Origin of the sequence: Paraburkholderia sp. C35, assembly GCF_003121405.1 — a bacterium.
Taxonomy (GTDB): Bacteria; Pseudomonadota; Gammaproteobacteria; order Burkholderiales; family Burkholderiaceae; genus Paraburkholderia.
On sequence record NZ_QBUY01000044.1, the window covers coordinates 32,863 to 49,713 of the forward strand.

16 protein-coding genes are annotated in these 16,851 nt (G+C 63.4%); 8 read left to right on the forward strand and 8 right to left on the reverse strand.

Annotation, left to right across the window (positions count from 1 at the left end; translation table 11 throughout):
• Positions 1 to 65: 65 nt before the first annotated feature.
• The 5 genes from DK391_RS23955 to DK391_RS23975 all read right to left on the reverse strand — a co-directional run bounded on the left by DK391_RS23955 (position 66) and on the right by DK391_RS23975 (position 4,613).
• A complete protein-coding gene (locus tag DK391_RS23955; RefSeq protein ID WP_109480509.1) occupies positions 66 to 1,271 on the reverse strand; it encodes an FAD-dependent oxidoreductase in 1,206 nt (401 codons plus the stop codon).
• 245 nt (positions 1,272 to 1,516) lie between these two features.
• Positions 1,517 to 2,419, reverse strand: coding sequence for a LysR family transcriptional regulator (locus DK391_RS23960; RefSeq protein ID WP_109480477.1), 903 nt, complete (start codon positions 2,417 to 2,419; stop codon positions 1,517 to 1,519).
• 80 nt (positions 2,420 to 2,499) lie between these two features.
• On the reverse strand, positions 2,500 to 3,189 hold the full coding sequence (locus DK391_RS23965; protein ID WP_109480478.1) for a DUF4148 domain-containing protein: 690 nt from the start codon (positions 3,187 to 3,189) through the stop codon (positions 2,500 to 2,502).
• A gap of 198 nt (positions 3,190 to 3,387) precedes the next feature.
• A complete protein-coding gene (locus tag DK391_RS23970) occupies positions 3,388 to 4,347 on the reverse strand; it encodes a zinc-binding alcohol dehydrogenase family protein (protein ID WP_109480479.1) in 960 nt (319 codons plus the stop codon).
• Positions 4,344 to 4,613, reverse strand: coding sequence for a hypothetical protein (locus DK391_RS23975; protein WP_109480480.1), 270 nt, complete (start codon positions 4,611 to 4,613; stop codon positions 4,344 to 4,346). The genes DK391_RS23970 and DK391_RS23975 overlap by 4 nt, the downstream gene beginning before the upstream one ends.
• Positions 4,614 to 4,708: 95 nt before the next feature.
• Between DK391_RS23975 and DK391_RS23980 the strand changes: the two genes are divergently transcribed.
• Positions 4,709 to 5,515, forward strand: a complete 807-nt coding sequence (locus DK391_RS23980) for a helix-turn-helix transcriptional regulator (RefSeq protein WP_109480481.1) — start codon at positions 4,709 to 4,711, stop codon at positions 5,513 to 5,515.
• Positions 5,516 to 5,518: 3 nt separating this feature from the next.
• Here the strand turns inward: DK391_RS23980 and DK391_RS23985 are convergent, their stop codons facing one another.
• Positions 5,519 to 6,856: a PLP-dependent aminotransferase family protein gene (locus DK391_RS23985; RefSeq protein ID WP_109480482.1), complete on the reverse strand. Its 1,338-nt coding sequence runs from the start codon at positions 6,854 to 6,856 to the stop codon at positions 5,519 to 5,521.
• 87 nt (positions 6,857 to 6,943) lie between these two features.
• On the opposite strand from DK391_RS23985, the gene DK391_RS23990 reads away from it, so the two are divergent.
• From DK391_RS23990 to DK391_RS24020, 7 genes are all read left to right on the forward strand, one after another.
• Positions 6,944 to 7,561 (forward strand): DJ-1/PfpI family protein, encoded by a 618-nt coding sequence (locus tag DK391_RS23990; RefSeq protein WP_109480483.1) that lies wholly within the window; start codon positions 6,944 to 6,946, stop codon positions 7,559 to 7,561.
• A 263-nt stretch (positions 7,562 to 7,824) separates the two neighbouring features.
• The gene (locus DK391_RS23995; protein WP_109480484.1) at positions 7,825 to 9,717 is read left to right on the forward strand and encodes a methyl-accepting chemotaxis protein; all 1,893 of its coding nucleotides are present in this window, start codon (positions 7,825 to 7,827) and stop codon (positions 9,715 to 9,717) included.
• A gap of 174 nt (positions 9,718 to 9,891) precedes the next feature.
• Complete coding sequence (locus DK391_RS24000; RefSeq protein ID WP_109480485.1) at positions 9,892 to 10,509, forward strand: glutathione S-transferase; 618 nt, start codon at positions 9,892 to 9,894, stop codon at positions 10,507 to 10,509.
• A 79-nt stretch (positions 10,510 to 10,588) separates the two neighbouring features.
• The gene (locus tag DK391_RS24005) at positions 10,589 to 12,661 is read left to right on the forward strand and encodes a pyridoxamine 5'-phosphate oxidase family protein (RefSeq protein WP_109480486.1); all 2,073 of its coding nucleotides are present in this window, start codon (positions 10,589 to 10,591) and stop codon (positions 12,659 to 12,661) included.
• Between the two features lie 126 nt (positions 12,662 to 12,787).
• On the forward strand, positions 12,788 to 13,693 hold the full coding sequence (locus DK391_RS24010) for a LysR family transcriptional regulator (RefSeq protein ID WP_109480487.1): 906 nt from the start codon (positions 12,788 to 12,790) through the stop codon (positions 13,691 to 13,693).
• The gene (locus DK391_RS24015; RefSeq protein ID WP_109480488.1) at positions 13,686 to 14,531 is read left to right on the forward strand and encodes an AraC family transcriptional regulator; all 846 of its coding nucleotides are present in this window, start codon (positions 13,686 to 13,688) and stop codon (positions 14,529 to 14,531) included. Before DK391_RS24010 ends, DK391_RS24015 begins: the two co-directional genes overlap by 8 nt.
• A 59-nt stretch (positions 14,532 to 14,590) precedes the next feature.
• Positions 14,591 to 15,097 carry a GNAT family N-acetyltransferase gene (locus DK391_RS24020; RefSeq protein WP_109480489.1) on the forward strand — a complete coding sequence of 169 codons (507 nt, stop codon included), beginning with the start codon at positions 14,591 to 14,593 and terminating at the stop codon, positions 15,095 to 15,097.
• Between the two features lie 39 nt (positions 15,098 to 15,136).
• Here the strand turns inward: DK391_RS24020 and DK391_RS24025 are convergent, their stop codons facing one another.
• Both DK391_RS24025 and DK391_RS24030 read right to left on the reverse strand, forming a co-directional pair.
• Complete coding sequence (locus tag DK391_RS24025; protein WP_109480490.1) at positions 15,137 to 15,961, reverse strand: MipA/OmpV family protein; 825 nt, start codon at positions 15,959 to 15,961, stop codon at positions 15,137 to 15,139.
• On the reverse strand, positions 15,961 to 16,851 hold the full coding sequence (locus tag DK391_RS24030; protein ID WP_109480491.1) for an alpha/beta fold hydrolase: 891 nt from the start codon (positions 16,849 to 16,851) through the stop codon (positions 15,961 to 15,963). The genes DK391_RS24025 and DK391_RS24030 overlap by 1 nt, the downstream gene beginning before the upstream one ends.

Sequence of the window (16,851 nt, forward strand, 5' to 3'; positions counted from 1 at the left end):
GTAGGGGAGTGAAACGTACGAGTACTGCCGCCCATGCCGCCATGGCACGGACGGCATACAGGCGCTTAGCCGAACGACGAGAGAGGATTGCCTGCAGCCAGTGCATCGGCGCGATTCGGCGCGGGCGGATAGATCCATTGCGTGTTGATCATCTGCTTGCGCGCCTTGCCTTCGGCATGCGTCAGCCTGATTTGCCGGTCCCAGCCTTCCGAGTAGATTGCGCCCCATTCGCCAAGATCGACGCAGGTCGCGTAGAACGGCTGCCGGTACGTCAGGGTCGGCGCGCCAATCAGATCCGCGGCAACGTTGTGTCCGCCGAATTGCCCCATCACGACCGCGTGCTGGCACGACATCAGCGCATAGCGGCCTGCATCGTCGGTGAGTGCGCGCGCGACGTCGCCCGCGACGAATACATGCGGCGCTTCCGGCACACGCAGATCCGCCGCGACTTCGACGCGGCCAAGCGAATCGAGATTCGATGAAAGTTGCGCGGCCAACGGACTGGCGCGCATGCCGCCTGCCCAGATTACCGTGCCTGCTTCGATATGTTGACCCGATGCCGTGCGCACGCCTTGCGCATCGACGGCTACCACGCGCGATCCGAGCACGGTCTCAATGCCGAGCGTTTCGAACGCGTCAGCAATATACGGACGCGGATTGACGCCGAGATCAGGACCGATCTCATCCTGCGAACCGATCACGACGACGCGAATCCGCGCATCGGCGCCAAACTTCTCGCGCAGGCGCTTCGGCAATTCGGTTGCCACTTCGATGCCCGTGAAGCCGCAGCCCACCACCGCGACGGTATTGCGCGCAGTGGTTGCGGGCTGCGCGGCGAGCCTGTCGAGATGTTCGTCGAGTTCGACGGCATCTTCGATACGGTCCACCGAGAACGCACGCTCCAGACCCGGAACGGCTGGCCTGCTGAGCTTGCTGCCGCTCGTCAGCAGCAGGCGGTCATAGGCGAGCGAATGCTGTTGCCCATCTGGCGACACCACGTTCACCGTCTTGTCCGCAACGGAGATCCGCTCGACGCTGCCTTCGACATACTTCACACCGATTGCATCGAGCAAGGGCAGCAGCGGCGCGGCCATATTCTGCGGCTCGGCTTCGTACATACGCGGGCGAATCTGCAATTCCGGCCTCGGCGAAATCAGCGTGATGTCGACATCGCTGCTCGTCACACCCGCGCCGTCCAGTACACGGGCCGCGCCTAGCGCGCCCCACACGCCGGCAAAGCCGGCACCCACAATCAGAATCTTCTGCGACATGATCATTGCCTTCAGTCAAAAAGTTGCGAAATCGATCACAGACGCAGAAAGGCCCACGAAATGCAGGGTCAAACGCGCCTGATCGACGCGGGAGAAACGGCCCGTACGACCATCGTCGAGACGGATTGTAGGAAGGGGAATTGAAAGCCAGAAGCACTGCGCGTGCGTTCACCGTGTTGCCTGCAAGGCAACAATCGGCGGCAGCGCGCAAAACGAATGTGAGGTTGGTGAAGCGGTGCAATAGCCTAGCGGGCGAACTCCGTGGTCTTCACCGCTTCCGCCAGATAGTCGACGAATGAAGCGATGCGCGCCGAAATGGCCGTGTTGCGATAGTAGACGGCATTGATGGGTTGCCGTACGTCCTGCGTCTGGCGCGCAAGCAGTTGCACGAGCTTGCCTTCACGACGATCGCGGCCCGTCATGAAGTCGGACAGGCACACGATGCCCGCGCCTTCCAGCGCGAGTTGCCGCAGCGTTTCACCGCTCGACGATGCGATGGCCGGCTCGATCCGGTAAGGCTCGTTGTCCGGCCCGACCAGCGGCCACGTATTGAGCGACTCGGGTTGCGTGAAGCCGAGCAGCGAATGCTTCGCAAGGTCTTCTACACGTTTGGGATGCCCATGCGCTTTCAGATACTCCGGCGTCGCGAGCACACGGATGCGGCTACTGCCAACGGGTCGGCCGTGCAGTGTCGAATCTTTGAGCGGTCCAATGCGAATCGCGACGTCGGTGCGCCGTTCGAGCAGATCGATGATGCCTTCGTTGCTGTTCAGTTCGAGTTCGACTTGCGGATAGCGCGCCCGATAACCGGCAACCAGCGGCACGATCACGTGCAGCATGAACGGCGTGGCGGCGTCGATACGCAAACGGCCTGAGGGCCGCTCGCGCCGCGCGGCGAGTTGTTCTTCGGCGTTCTCGACAGCGTTGATGATCTCGCGGGTGTTCTGCAGGAATGCCTTGCCTTCTTCCGTCAGTTCGAGCCGCCGCGTGGTCCGCCGCAGCAACGTGGTTTGCAGTTTCTCTTCGAGCCGCCCGAGCGTGCGGCTCGCGCCCGATACCGTTTGCTCGAGCTGCTCGGCGGCAGCCGTGATCGAGCCTGTGTCGACCACAGCCGCGAAGGTTTGCAGTTCGTCGAGTGTGACTTTCATACTTGATCTGGAATCAATAGTGCTCCCTTTATAGACCAGTTTTTCTGCAAAAGTAAAGCGGACACACTGCGCGTGGTGCGCTACGGATGGCGTCCGCCGAAATTCGGCATCGTGCCGTTCGCACGAGCCTGTTTGAGTTCCGCTACGACTTCCGCGCGCGTCTTCGGACGTCCGTTCGATACGCTCGCCGTGTGATTGCGTTGCGCGACGCTGACCGGGCCGCGTGTGTTGACATGGCTGTTTCGAATGGTTCGTTCATGCTTGCGCGCTGGCTCGCGCATGTCCTCGCGCATTTCTTTGGTCGCGCTCGAATGGGATGTGCGTGCTGGCGTTTCGACGGCATGCTGTGCGACCGTGTCCGGCGCGTCGCGCGTTGCGGCCAGCTGATTCGCTTTTGCGGTCGCCGCTTTCGTCTTCGCTTCGCGCATGCGAAGCTCCTGCTGCAGGGCAAGCGCTTGCGGAAGATCCGCATGCACGGCCAGCACTTCGTCGAGCAACACCTTCGCGGCAGTCAGGTCGTTGCGCTGCAGGTTGTCGCGGATGGCTTGCAGGACATATGCGATGTCTGCGTCGGATGTATCGTCGAGTGCGGTGGCTGGCGGCTTAGTGCTATTCGATGACGCAACGGGCGCGCTGTCCGTCGCCGTCGTGTCATCGCGATGAAACGGCCAGATGTCGCCCGATCCGATCTGCACCACAACGGCCGCGAGTGCCAATCCGCCCATCACGATGCAGCCCGCCAGCGCCTTTTTGTCGAAACGACCATTCATCGTTTCCCTCCTTTACATGACGAAAAGGCGCCGTGCGACGATGCGGTTTGGGAGAAGTACCGTATGGCAGCAGATCGCGGCGCAATGGCGGCCGCGAGACGAGAATGCGAGCAAGAGAGGTGCCAGCGAAGTGCGCTTCAGCTTGCGATTGCGCGCACGGTCACATTCCGAATTGCGCTTCGGAGGTGCCCGGGTTTCTCACTCCGCCATCGTGAACACCGTCCGCGCCCTTCCCACATCGCTCTGCCAATACTTCGAAAGTTCGGCGAGCGGCACCGCATGCGTCTCGATCTCCAGCCGCGCGGATTCCGCGGCATGCAACACCTCGCCCGCCGAATGCATCAACCGGTCGAACGGCACGCTGCCAATTCCGCTTCCCAGCAAACTGATGGCCGACGCACGCAGCACCGCGCCCGGCAATTCGAGCGACGCCCCGCCAATCGAGCCGATCTGCACGAAGCGCATCGGATAGCCATCGGGCAGCGCGCGCGCCGCGCATGTCAGCAGCGCCTGCGCAGCCGCGCCCCACAGATAATCGAGCACCACATCGACGCCCGCGCGGAAATGCGGCTCGAACGCGCGATGCAGCGCCGCTTCATCCTGATCGAGCGACACCACATGATCGGCGCCGACTGCCTGCAGCCCTTCGAGCGTCTGTGGATGACGCCCCGTCGCGATCACTTTGGCCGCGCCCAGATGTTTCGCGATCTGCACCGCTAGCCGACCGGACGCGCCCGTCGCGCCGTTGATCAGCACCGTCTCGCCCGGCACGAACTTCGCGCGCTCGATCAGCGCCGCCCACGACGACATGCCCGGAATCGCCATCGCGGCCGCTGTGACGGGATCGAGCGCGTCAGGAATGGCGAGGCATTGCGCTTCTGGCACGAGTGCCTGCTGCGCCAGCCCGCCCGACGGCGCCTTCGGCCCGAAGAAATAGACGCGCGTGCCATCTTCCCGGCGCCCCACGCCGTCGATGCCCGCCACGAACGGAAAGCGGCCCGTCGACGAGTAATGCGAACCGGATGCCTTCGCGCGCGTCACGTGGCTCAACGCCGACGCTTCGACATCGACGAGCACGTAGCCGGATTCGGCAGATGGCGCATCGAAGTCGCCATATGCGGGCATCTGCCCTGCCTGTGTAACAACGGCTGCTTTCATGATTGCACCTCGCTCAGTTGGGTTTCGATCCACGCGCGCAGCTTCGCGTCGCGAATCTCCAGCACATCGAAAAGCCCGGTTGCACGCAACGCAGGCAATGCGTCGACGATATCGGCAGCCGCCTGCGCGCGCGCCGTTTCGTCGGTATCGGCGGCGCTCCATGCGCTCGCGTTGGCCAGAAAGGCGGCGACGGTGCCCTTGCGGATCGTCGTGCCGCGCACGTCGATATGATCGGCGTGATCGGGAAGAAGCTGTTCGGCTCGCATCGACTGCACTCCTCGTAAATGATGTCGAAGCCAGTCTAGATCTGCAGGATCGGCGTGTCTCAGGTATAAAAGCCATTCGATACGGTTTTCCGGCCATGACCACTCCGCTGATCCGCCCCGACCTCGTTCTGTCATCGGACGGCCCGTTTCTGGCCGCCGCCGAACTCACGCAGCGCGAATCCCGCGCGACCTCCCCGCACAGCCATGCGCGGGGCCAACTGATGGGTGCGCTGAGCGGTCTCGTGTCGGTGGGTGTGAACCGTCAGCAGTGGGTCGTGCCCGCCGTGCACGCAATCTGGATTCCGCCGCATTGCGAGCATTCGGTGCGCTCGCATGGGCCGTTTGCGGGCTGGAGCGTGTTCATCGCCGAGCCGCGCTGCGCGGCGCTGCCGCCCGAACCGCGCGCGATCCGCACGACGCCGCTGCTGCGCGCCGCCGTCAGCCGCGCCGCAAGCTGGGACGGCACGCCACTCGACGCGCAGCAAACGCGCATCGCCGATGTGATTCTCGATGAAGTGGCGGCCTCGCGCGCTGAATCGCTAGGATTGCCCGCGCCTGAAGACGCGCGGCTCGCGCGCATTACCGATGCACTCGCGCAAGACCTGTCGGACTCGCGGCGCCTCGAAGAATGGGCGCAATGGGCCGGGCTGTCGGCCCGCACGCTGAGTCGCCGCTTCGTCGCCGAAACGGGCATGAGCTTCGCGCAATGGCGCGCGCAGGCGCGGCTGCTGCGCGCGCTGGAACGGGTCGCCGAAGGTGTCAGCGTGACGACCATCGCGCTCGAACTCGGCTATGACAACGTGAGCGCGTTCATCGATATGTTCAAACGCGCGACGGGCACCACGCCGGGGCGATATGCGGCGATGAAGCCGGCATCGCCCGATGCTGCTGACCACGTCTAGCCTTCAATACGTGTAGTCGCCAATCACCTGCCTGACCTTCTCCAGCGATTCGCGCAACACGTCCAGTTCGACGGAACCCAACGCGAGGCGCACGGCATGCGGGACATGATGCGAGGTCGCATACGGCTCCGCCGTTGAAACCGAAATATGCTTGCGCATCAGCGCCGCGGCCACCTGATCGGCGCGCACGTCTTCAGAAAACGGCAGCCACACGAAATACGACGATGGATGTCGAACGCAATCCATCCCGGCGAGAACCTCAGCCGCTATCGCCTGACGAGTCTTCGCGTCGCGGCGCTTCTCCGTTTCCAGCCGCCTGAGGGTGCCGTCTTCGAGCCACGCGCACACCAGCGCGATCATCACGCCGGGCGTGTTCCATGTCGTCGCCCGCAGCACGCGCTCGATGGCTTTCATCGGTTCAGTCGGCGCAGCCACATACCCCACCCGCAATCCCGTGGCGATGTTCTTCGAAAAGCCGGACACGTACCCGGTCGTCTCCGGCGCGAGTGCGGCGAGCGGCGCGGGCGGCTTGTCGGCAAGGAACGCGTAGGCGGCGTCCTCGATGATCAGCAGGCCATGACGGCGCGCGATCTCCACCAGTTGCTTGCGCCATCGCGCGCCCGTCACCCAGCCGAGCGGATTGTGCAGCGTCGGCATCACGTAGACGGCTCGCACGCGCCGCGTCCTGCACAGGCGCGCCAGCGCTTCGAGATCGAAGCCCTGCCCGTCCGCCGACGGCAAGGGCGCCAGTTCCAGCCGGCAGGCCTCGGCCAGCACCTTGAAGCCGGGATAGGTCAAGGTATCGACGGCAACGACGTCGCCGGGCTGCAGGAGCGCCATCACGGTCGCCGCCAGCCCCGCCTGCGCGCCGTTCACCAGCGACACCTGCTGCCAGTCCACCGCCAGCCCTCGCGATGCGAGATGCCGCGCCACGGCCGCGCGTTCGTGCTGACGCCCGCCGTGCGGCTGATAGCGCAACAGGCTTTCGAGATCGCCGGACGATGCAAGCTGGCGCAAGCCGTTACGCAGCAGATCGCCCTGGCCGGGCAGCGCCGGATAGTTGAAGCTGAGATCGACCATGCCCGCCGCGAGCGCGAACTGGTCGATGCCCTGGCGCGCAGGCAGCGAAATCTCGCGCACGTACGTGCCGCGCCCCGTTTCGCCGCTCACGAGTCCCATCGCTGCGAGCTCGGCATAGACACGCGTCGCGGTGACGAGCGCCAGCCCGTGCTTCGCGGCGAGATCGCGATGCGTCGGCAGACGCGTGCCCGCGCGCAGCCGTCCCGCGCGGATATCCGCTGCGAGCGCGTCGACCAGTGCCTTGTAACGGGGTTGAGCCATACGCAGATGTATCCATGACAATTATTTGATTGTAATGGTCTTCGCGCCTAGCATGTGCTCACCCCATTCAACAGCAGGCGCGACATCATGCACATCGCCATTCTCACGTTCGAAGGCTTCAACGAACTCGATTCGCTCATCGCGCTCGGCATTCTCAATCGCGTGAAGAAGCCGGACTGGCGCGTATCGCTTGCGACGCCGCATGCGCGCGTCAAGTCGATGAACGGCGTGACGGTCGAAGGACAGATCGCGCTGCACGAAGCGAATACTGCGGATGCCGTTATCGTCGGCAGTGGCGTGTTGACGCGCAATGTCGTCGCCGATCCCGCGCTGATGGCGCAGATGCAGTTCGATCCCTCGCGCCAGCTGCTGGCCGCGCAATGTTCCGGCACGCTCGTGCTGGCGAAGCTCGGCCTGATCGACGGCGTGCCTGCCTGCACCGATCTCACGACCAAACCGTGGGTACAGGAAGCCGGCGTGGACGTGCTCGATCAACCGTTCTTTGCGAAGGGCAATGTCGCGACGGCAGGTGGATGTCTCGCGTCGCAGTATCTGGCGGCATGGGTGATTGCGCGCTTCGAAGGCGTCGATGCGGCTGCGAGCGCGATGCATTACGTCGCGCCCGTTGGCGAGAAAGAAGAATACGTGGCGCGTGCGATGCGCAATATCACGCCGTATCTGCAGGAGACGACTGCCACCGCATGAGTACGCGACACGTGCAACGGGCCGCGTTTTTAACCTGTTTTCCGTAGGCCCGTCATCACAATCGCGACACGATTCCGCGCTGAAACGACATTGAAAAAAGGTGCGGAAAAAGCAACATAAAAATTAATCGAATCCGGCGAAATAACTGCTCAAGCCCATCCGATATTGGCCGACAACCAGCGTAATCGACGCTGCGCAGCACGTCATTTTCAGCGCGTCGTCTCACGATATCGGCTAGTGGTTGTCATCGGGCAGAGGTCAATTTGAAGCTTACGGATTCGATTGCATTCAGGTTCAGCGCGGCATCGGGTGCCGCACTTGCCATCACGGTAGTTCTTCTCACGACGGTTGGCGCATGGAACGTGCGCAATCAGGCTGTCGATGAATTCGAGCAGTCCAGTCATGCGCGTATCGTTCAGGCTGATGAATCGCTCGATGTGAGTTTCAGGGAAGTCGAGCAGAACCTCACCTATCTCACGCAAACCGCGCAACTCAAATCCACGGATCAAAGCATCACCGATTATCTGAACCACGGCGGTCAGATGACGCCGGACAAGAACGGCGAGATCGAAAAGACCATCTTCGCCAAGCTCAAGCAATTCGGCGACACGCATCCCAACATGCGGTATCTCGACATCGGCACACGCTGGGGCGGTTATGTGCAGTGGCCAATCGAGAGCCTGAATGGCGAGCACTACGATCCGCGCGTCAGGCCCTGGTATGAACTGGGTATGACGGCGCCCGATCGCGTCGTGCGTCCCGCGCCCTATCTGAGCGCGACGGGTTCCGGCGGCGCGATCATTCCGTTTGCGCGCGTCGTGAAGGACAACAAGGACGACATTCTCGGCGTGCTCGAAGGCGACATCTCACTCGACGACTTCGCGCGGCTCACCAGCGGTATCCAGTTCGGCAAGACGGGTTATCTGGTCGTCACCGACAGCAACGGAAAGATTCTGATCGATCCGCGCGAGAAGAAACACGAATTCAAGGACCTCAAAGGACTGGGCGGCGGTTACGAACAGCTGGCCAATGCAGGCGATGGCCTCACGCGCATCCAGATGGACGGCGTCGATTACCGGAGCTTCATCTATACGTCGCCGAAGAACGGCTGGAAATACTACGCGCTCGTGCCGGAAGCGGAAATGATGGCAGCCGCCAACCGGCTCACGTGGACGCTGATCGGGATGGGGCTGCTGGTGCTGGTGATCGCCGTGCTCATCATGGTTGCATTGGGCCGCCGCATGACCGATCCGATCCGCAATCTCGCGCAGTCGATGCACGAGATCGCATCCGGCGACGGCGACATGACACGGCGCCTGCCGCAACTGAGCAACGACGAAGTCGGCCATCTGGCGAAGCAGTTCAATGCGTTCGTCGAAAAGCTGCACGGCGTGCTGCAGAAAGTGATGACGAGCAGCCGTCATCTCGAACTGGCCGCAAGCGAGGTGTCGGCGGGCAATCTCGATCTGTCGTCGAGAACGGAGCAACAGGCTGCGTCGATCCAGCAAACGGCAGCGAGCATGGAAGAACTGGCCGGCACGGTGCGCGGCACCGCCGATCAGGCGAAGACCGCCAACGCGGTCGCGGCGAACGCCGTGCAAGTGGCGCGGCGCGGTAATGAAGCTGTGTCCGGCGCGGCGAAAACGATGAACACGGCGGTCGAGCAATCGGGGCGCATCGTCGGCATTGTCGGGATGATCGAAGGGATTGCGTTTCAGACCAATATTCTGGCGCTGAATGCCGCGGTCGACTCCGCGCGCGCAGGCGAGAGCGGACGCGGTTTTGCGGTGGTCGCCGCCGAGGTGCGCAACCTGGCCCAGCGCTCGACGGGTGCGGCGAAAGAGATCAAGGCGCTGCTGGAAGCATCCGTCGGCAATGTCGAGGCAGGCGCCGAACAGGTGAACCTTGCGGGCAAGACGATTGCCGAACTGACGGACGCCGTGTCGAATCTCGCCACCATCACCAGCGAAATCGCCGATTCCGCGCGCGAGCAAAGCCGCGCGATCGGCGAGGTCAATCAGGCTGTGTCGCTGATGGACCAGTCGACCCAGCAAAACGCGGCGCTGGTGGAAGAGATGGCGGCTGCGTCCGAATCGCTCAGCACGCAGGGCAAGGATCTCAACTCGACGGTTGGTTTCTTCAAGCTGGGCGCGTGATATTCGGGCGGGTTCAGGCGGCGCGCGCCACTGTTCGCGGGCGTGGCGCCACCGTTCTCGTTTCGAGAAGTATGAATTGACCTGGCGACGGATTCTGCTGCGGGCTCAGGGTGCCTAGACTTCGGTCTCAAGTGATCGGGATGTCCCAGTCACCTCTGACCCGAGGAAAACGCCATGAAGCTGTACTACCACCCGCTGTCCGGCCACTCGCACCGCGCCCGCCTGTTCCTGTCGCTGCTCGGCATCGAGCACGAGTTGATCCAGGTCGATCTCGCCGCCGCCGAGCACAAATCCGCTGCTTTCCTGAAGCTCAACCGTTTCGGCCAGCTGCCCGTGCTGGTCGACGGCGACACGACCATCGCCGACTCCAACGCGATTCTGGTGTACCTTGCCCGCAAGACAGGCAAGACCGAATGGCTGCCGCAATCGCCCGCACACGAAGCGGCCGTGCAGCGCTGGCTGTCCGTCGCTGCCGGTGAAATCGCCTTCGGCCCCGCCGCCGCGCGTCTCATCACCGTGTTCGGCGCGAAATACAACGCGGAAGAACTGATTGCCCGCGCGCACCACATCCTCAAGCTGATCGACGAAGAACTGGCCGGACGCGACTTCATCGCCCAGTCTCATCCGACGATTGCCGACGTGGCGCTGTACAGCTACATCGCGCGTGCGCCGGAAGGCAATGTCGATCTGTCGTTCTATCCGAATGTCGCGACATGGCTGAGCCGCGTCGAGGCACTGCCCGGCTTCGTCGAGTTCCAGAAGACGCCTGTGGGCCTCGCTGCGAACCAGTAAGGCAGCAACGGTGCGCGCGACTCCGCGCGCAACAAGGTGCGATGCGTAGCTTCCCGCCACTTCGCTGGAGAGGCAGATCATGAATACGGTATCGACGGATATTGGCTCGCCCTGGCATGCTGGCGAGGTCGCGTTGCAGCAGAAGGTCGGCGTGGAGGGCAAGATGCGCGAGCTTGGCCGCCGCGTGATCCGCGACTACATGCCCGATCAGCATCGCACCTTCTTCAGGCAGTTGCCGTTCATCGTGACGGGCGCAGTTGCCCGCGACGGCGACGTGTGGGCGACGCTCGTAGCCGGTCAGCCCGGTTTCATGCAGTCGCCTACCGAGCGTACGCTGCGCATGAACATCGGCGTCGATCCGCAGGATCCCGTTGCCGACGGGCTGGACGACGGCGCGGCGATCGGCCTGCTCGGCATCGAGTTGAACACGCGCCGCCGCAACCGTATGAATGGGCTCGTGCGCGGCAAGACGGCTACGGGCTTCGATGTCGCGGTGATGCAGAGCTTCGGCAACTGCCCGCAGTACATCCAGGCGCGCGAATTCGAGTTCATCCGGGACCCCGGCGAGTTCTCCGGCATCGCGCCGCTCGAATCCGCCAGCCTGACGGACCACGCCCGCGCGATGATCGAAGCCGCCGACACGTTCTTCGTCGCGTCCTACGTGGGCGACGGTGAGGGCCGCCAGGTCGACGTATCGCATCGCGGCGGCAAGGCAGGTTTCGTGCGGATCGGCGACGACGGCCGGCTGAGCATTCCCGACTTCGCGGGCAACCTGTTCTTCGCGACGCTCGGCAATTTCCTCGTGAATCCGCGTGCAGGACTTGTGTTCGCCGATTTCGAAACGGGCGATCTTCTGCAACTCACGGGCGAAGCGACTGTCGATCTCGATTCGCCCGAAATCGCCGCATTTCAGGGCGCCGAGCGGCTCTGGCACTTCACGCCGCGACGGATAGTCTATCGCCAGGGCGCGCTGCCGTTGCGCTGGAAATTCCAGGCCAACGGCTGGTCGCCGAACTCGCTGATGACAGGCAGCTGGGATGAAGTCTCGAGCCGCCTGAAGGCCGCGGAACTGGCGAACGCATGGCGGCCTTTCAAGGTGACGAATGTGGTCGACGAAAGCACGACGATCCGCTCGTTCCATCTCGAACCAACTGACGGCGCGGGTCTGATTCCGCACGCCGCCGGCCAGCATCTGCCGATTCGCGTCACGCTGCCCGACTGCACGAAACCGACGATTCGCACCTACACGCTCTCGACGGCGCCCGCTGACGGCCTGTATCGGATCAGCGTGAAGCGCGACGGGCGCGTGTCGTCGCATCTGCACGATACGCTGCAGATCGGCAGCATCATCGAGGCGCGCGCGCCTGCCGGGCAGTTCACCGTCGATGCTGCCGAACGCCGCCCCGCCGTGCTGCTCGCAGCAGGCGTCGGCGTGACGCCGATGCTCGCGATGCTGCGGCATATCGTCTACGAAGGGCTGCGCAAGCGGCGCGTGCGGCCCACATGGTTCTTCCATTCGGCGCGTTCGCTGAAAGAGCGTGCGTTCAGCCGCGAAATAGAACGGCTTGCGGCGTCCGCCAACGGCGCAATCGAAGTGGTGCGCACCTTGTCGGATACGGACGGCGCGCGCGAAGGCAAGGACTTCGACGTAGCAGGACGGCTGGATGTCGCGCTGCTGTGCGACACGTTGCCCTTCAACGACTACGACTTCTACCTGTGCGGCCCCGCTGCATTCATGCAGTCGATGTACGACGGCCTGCGCGACCTCAATGTCGCGGACAATCGCATTCATGCCGAAGCCTTCGGCCCATCGGGCTTGCAACGCAGGAAGGACGCGGCGGCAGCCACCGGCCCGGTGCGCGCCGCTGCAACGCAGCCGGTGCCCATCGCGTTCGTGAAGTCGGGCAAGGAAGCGCGCTGGAATCCCGATAGCGGCTCGCTGCTCGAACTCGCCGAATCGCGCGGGCTGAACCCCGAGTTCGGCTGCCGGGGCGGCAGTTGCGGCACATGCCGCACACGCATTGTCGAAGGCGCGGTCGCCTATTCGATCACACCGGAATTCACGGTGCCGGACGACGAAGCGCTGATCTGCTGCGCCGTGCCTGCGAACGCCGAGACGGGCGGCGGCGATCGTCTGCTGCTCGATCTGTAATCGGGGCAGGCCATGCGCGAAGCGCTTGCAAACGCTGCTATGCTTGATGTTGCTTCGCCTGTGGAGCGGCCGTGCGCGGCTGGTCGGCAGGCCTCTTCTCTCCTTTTCGCGTTCGTCCCGGCATACATGGACAGGCTCCAGGCAATGAACACCTTCGTGACGGTAGTCGAGACGGAAGGCTTCGCGTCGGCGGCGCGCAAGCTCAACGTGTCGCCATCCGTCATCAGCCGGGTGATGAACGAACTCGAAGAGCATCTCGGCGTGCGGCTGTTGACGCGCACGACGCGCGTGGTCCGAATGACGGATGCCGGTGCCACTTTCTTCGAAGACTGCCGCCGCATTCTCTCGGAAGTCGAGATAGCGGAACTGTCGGCAGCGGGCGCGAATACCACGCCGCGCGGCCAGCTGACCGTGACGGCGCCTGCGCTGTTCGGCAAGATGTACGTGATGCCCGTCGCTCATGAGTATCTGACGCGCTATCCCGCTGTGAATCTGCATTGCTGGTTTCTGGACCGCGTCGTCAATCTCGTCGATGAAGGCGCCGACGTCGCGGTTCGTATCGGCGAGTTGCCGAGTTCGTCGTTGCAGGCCATCGCTGTCGGCAAGGTGCGGCGCGTGCTGTGTGCGGCACCGGCCTATCTGGAAACGCATGGCGTGCCGCAGCATCCCGACGATCTCGCGTCGCACGTCACCATCCAGTCGACGGGTCTCACGCATGCGCCCGAATGGCGCTTTCATGTCGACGACAAGCCGTTTACCTTGCCGATCCAGCCGCGCCTCGTCACCACCACCAACGATTCCGCGATCTCGGCGGCGCTGGCGGGGCTGGGGATCGTGCGGCTGCTGTCGTACCAGGTCGCGCAGGAACTCGCGGAAGGCACGCTGCAGGTGGTGCTGCCCGAATACGAGCTTCCGACCTTGCCGGTGCATGTCGTGCATCGCGAAGGCAAGCATGTGAATCAGAAAGTGCGCGCGTTTCTCGATCTCGCGATCGAAACGCTGCGTGCAAAGGCGTCGCTCTGGCATGCGTGACGACACCTTAAAACAGGCTTTGGCGGAGCAAGCGCGGTACGGCCATGCCGAAGGTATCGAGGTGCTGCATGCGCGCTTCCATCGCCACCGCTTCGCGACGCATGCGCACGATACATGGGCTATCGGCGCGGTGATACGCGGCGCGAAAGATTCGATGTCGGATACGCAGCAACCGGCCATCGTCCGTGCAGGCGAGGTGTACGCGATACCGCCGCATGTGGCGCATGCGGGCATGTCGATCGGCGACGCGGGTTGCGAATATGTGATGCTCTATGTGCCCGACGCCGAATGGCGAATGCAGTGCGATATCCATCATGTTTCGCCGCACGTGCTGTCGCGGCCCGTGCCGATGCGCGGCGCCATCGCGCCGTTCACGCAGTTCGCCGCGTTGGCGCTGCAAGACGCGCCCGTGTCGTCAGCCTTCGCGAGTGAATGGGCGCTGGTGTGTGATGCGGTGCTCGGCGCCTTGAGCGGCCGCCATGCGTCCGCACCGTCCACTGCTGTTAGCGCAGACAGGCGTCTGCGCGACGCACGCGCGTATTTGCAGGCGTTTTCGAGCCGCAACGTGACGCTCGATGAACTGGCGCGCGAAGCGTCGTTGTCGGCATCCGAGTTGTGCCGCCGCTTCACGGCGGCGTTCGGGCTGAGCCCGCATCGTTACCAGCTGGTGTTGCGCCTGAAGACAGCCAAGCGTCTGTTGCTGGATGGCGTGACACCCGCCGATGCCGCCCTCTCGACGGGTTTCGCCGATCAGAGCCACCTGGGACGTCACTTCAAGGCGATGTTCGGCGTGACGCCGGGCGCCGTCGCGCGGCGTGGCAGCGCAAAAACGTTCTAGATCGTTTCGCGCCCAACGCATACGGTAGCGCTTTCGCATTTTCTTCGAGAGCACTGCCCATGCAAGCCGAGACCTTGTCGCCGCGCATCACCGCGTTTCACGAATCCTATGCCGATGAAGCCGTCGCGCTGATCCTGCATATCCAGAATGTCGAAAGCAAGGTCGGCATCGCGATTGAAGATCAACCGGAACTGCTCGATATCCAGCGGCATTTCATTGCCGGCGGTGGCGGTTTCTGGGTCGCGCTCGATCCGGACAATCACGTGGTCGGCACGATTGCGCTGCAGATGCTGACGGCGCAAGTCGCCGTGCTGAAGAAGTTCTTTGTGGCCGCTGCGTGGCGAGGCGCCGGGTCTGGATGCGCGTCGCGCCTGTATGACATGTTGATCGAACATGCCAGAAGCAAAGGCATCGAGACGATTCTGCTCGATACGCCTTCGGTCGCGACGCGATCACATCAGTTCTATCTGCGTCACGGATTCCAGCAGATCACCGCGGCTGAATTGCCCGTGAAGTACGCGTATCCGGATCGTGATTCGTTGCTTTTCAGGCTGGATATCGCGTGATGCTGATGGAGCGTCACGCGATTTATCCGACCACTACAGTCAGAACCGGTAATACACCGACGCAAGCGTATTGAGTTCGCTTCGACGCTCGGTAATAGGACTCGCTGCGGCATAGTGCTCCAGACGACCGAGCGTCATCGCAACGGAAGCGTACCAGTGCTTCGAAATATCGTAGCTGACGTAAGCATTCAGATGCACGTCGCGAATGCCCGAGCCCGTGCTGTAGGCGGGCAATCCCGATGCCGCGCTTTGCTGGCCCGACACGCCAAAGAACGTCCGCGTATAAAGCGCGTCGGCCCACGTAAAGCCCGGCCCCACCGAAAACAGCCAGCCGCCCGCAGGCAGCGACGCATAGAGATCGGTGACAACGGTCTTGCCCTGGCCATGCCCGGCGATGTCCTGATACAGCGCGACCGATCCGGTGAACGCCCACACCGTGTAATCGGCAAAGAGCTTGAGTTTCGGGCCTGCGTCCACATTGCCCAGGCCATGCAGATGCGGATCGTCCTTTTCCTGGCGCGACTGGAAATCGAAGCTGATCGAGGCGCCGACGTGATAGTTCTCGCTGCGGATCACGTTCAGTCCCAGCACGTCCGGGCCTTGCGAGAACACGCGGTCATCGTAGGAAATATCGAGCGAAGGGAACGGGATATAGCGCAACTCGTGCGAACCCGGATACTGCGGCGTGATGAACACGCCCGGCCCCACGCCGATCTTCCACTTGCTGGCCGGCTGCGCGGCAACGCTGTTATCTGGCGGCGTCACGGCGTCGTCGGCCATCGCGTTGGTTGCGTAGACCAGCGTCATTGCAGCGGCGAACACACTGGCGCGCTTCGCCAGCAACATGCTTTCATGCTTCGACATCACGCGCGTCCTTTACCCATTGCTGCCAGCTGCCGCAACCTGCGGGCAAGCGCTTTCGATACCACCGGCTTTCCGCCCGCATCGCCCGTGCGGCTGGTGATTTCGCTTTCGCGCAGAAACAGCGCAGTTTCGCGCGCAACGATTTCGCGCTCGTTATCCGAGGTGATCATGTGATACGAATCGTCGAGCCAAATCGTGCGCAGGAATGTCGATTCGATCTCGGAAGCAACGAAGCGCGGATTGCGCGGGCTGGATGTTTCGTCGTCGATGGCGTGAATGATCAGGCAGTCGTTGCGGATCGTGCGCACCTGCGAACGCACGGTCGCCGCGAGGCGGCTCGCTTCGTGCAGCGCGGGCAGCGAGATCGTCGAAGGACCGACTTCGCTGAAGTCGTCGCGCTCCATCGCACGCGCGATCTTGGCGCGCAGTGCGTCGTTACGCAGTCCGTACGGCGCCGATTCGCGATACCGGTAGCGCGAACGTAACGGCGAGTAGTACGCCCAGTTCAGCAGAAAGCGATACCACGGAATGGCCCAGCCATCATAAGCAAGCGTCAGCGACAGCAGCGCGACGGCCTGCGCCTGCGGACGCCGATGCACCAGCGCAAGCGCGAGCGCCGCACCGATCGACAGCCCGCAGATCGACACGCGTTCGTGACGTGCGGCCAGCGCGTCGAACTCGCGCGTCGCCGCGTCGAGCCAGTGCTCCATCGCCTGCTCCGGCGAGCCGGCCGTGTAGCCGTTCAGTACGGGCACGCACGTCGTGAAGCCTTCGTCGTTCAGAAAGCGGGCGAGGTAGCGCAGTTCGAGCGGCGAACTGGACAGGCCGTGCAGCATCAGTACGGCGTGGCCGTCGCCTTCGTTGAAAATCGTGCGAACCGAGGTTTTCAT

Coding starts and splice junctions, on each gene's coding strand:
- DK391_RS23955 (WP_109480509.1), bottom strand. CDS start 1,271: ATGTCGCAGAAGATTCTGATTGTGGGTGCCGGCTTTGCCGGCGTGTGG.
- DK391_RS23980 (WP_109480481.1), top strand. CDS start 4,709: ATGACCACTCCGCTGATCCGCCCCGACCTCGTTCTGTCATCGGACGGC.
- DK391_RS24010 (WP_109480487.1), top strand. CDS start 12,788: ATGGACAGGCTCCAGGCAATGAACACCTTCGTGACGGTAGTCGAGACG.
- DK391_RS23970 (WP_109480479.1), bottom strand. CDS start 4,347: ATGAAAGCAGCCGTTGTTACACAGGCAGGGCAGATGCCCGCATATGGC.
- DK391_RS23990 (WP_109480483.1), top strand. CDS start 6,944: ATGCACATCGCCATTCTCACGTTCGAAGGCTTCAACGAACTCGATTCG.
- DK391_RS23960 (WP_109480477.1), bottom strand. CDS start 2,419: ATGAAAGTCACACTCGACGAACTGCAAACCTTCGCGGCTGTGGTCGAC.
- DK391_RS24000 (WP_109480485.1), top strand. CDS start 9,892: ATGAAGCTGTACTACCACCCGCTGTCCGGCCACTCGCACCGCGCCCGC.
- DK391_RS24005 (WP_109480486.1), top strand. CDS start 10,589: ATGAATACGGTATCGACGGATATTGGCTCGCCCTGGCATGCTGGCGAG.
- DK391_RS23985 (WP_109480482.1), bottom strand. CDS start 6,856: ATGGCTCAACCCCGTTACAAGGCACTGGTCGACGCGCTCGCAGCGGAT.
- DK391_RS23965 (WP_109480478.1), bottom strand. CDS start 3,189: ATGAATGGTCGTTTCGACAAAAAGGCGCTGGCGGGCTGCATCGTGATG.
- DK391_RS24025 (WP_109480490.1), bottom strand. CDS start 15,961: ATGTCGAAGCATGAAAGCATGTTGCTGGCGAAGCGCGCCAGTGTGTTC.
- DK391_RS24030 (WP_109480491.1), bottom strand. CDS start 16,851: ATGAAAACCTCGGTTCGCACGATTTTCAACGAAGGCGACGGCCACGCC.
- DK391_RS23975 (WP_109480480.1), bottom strand. CDS start 4,613: ATGCGAGCCGAACAGCTTCTTCCCGATCACGCCGATCATATCGACGTG.
- DK391_RS24015 (WP_109480488.1), top strand. CDS start 13,686: ATGCGTGACGACACCTTAAAACAGGCTTTGGCGGAGCAAGCGCGGTAC.
- DK391_RS24020 (WP_109480489.1), top strand. CDS start 14,591: ATGCAAGCCGAGACCTTGTCGCCGCGCATCACCGCGTTTCACGAATCC.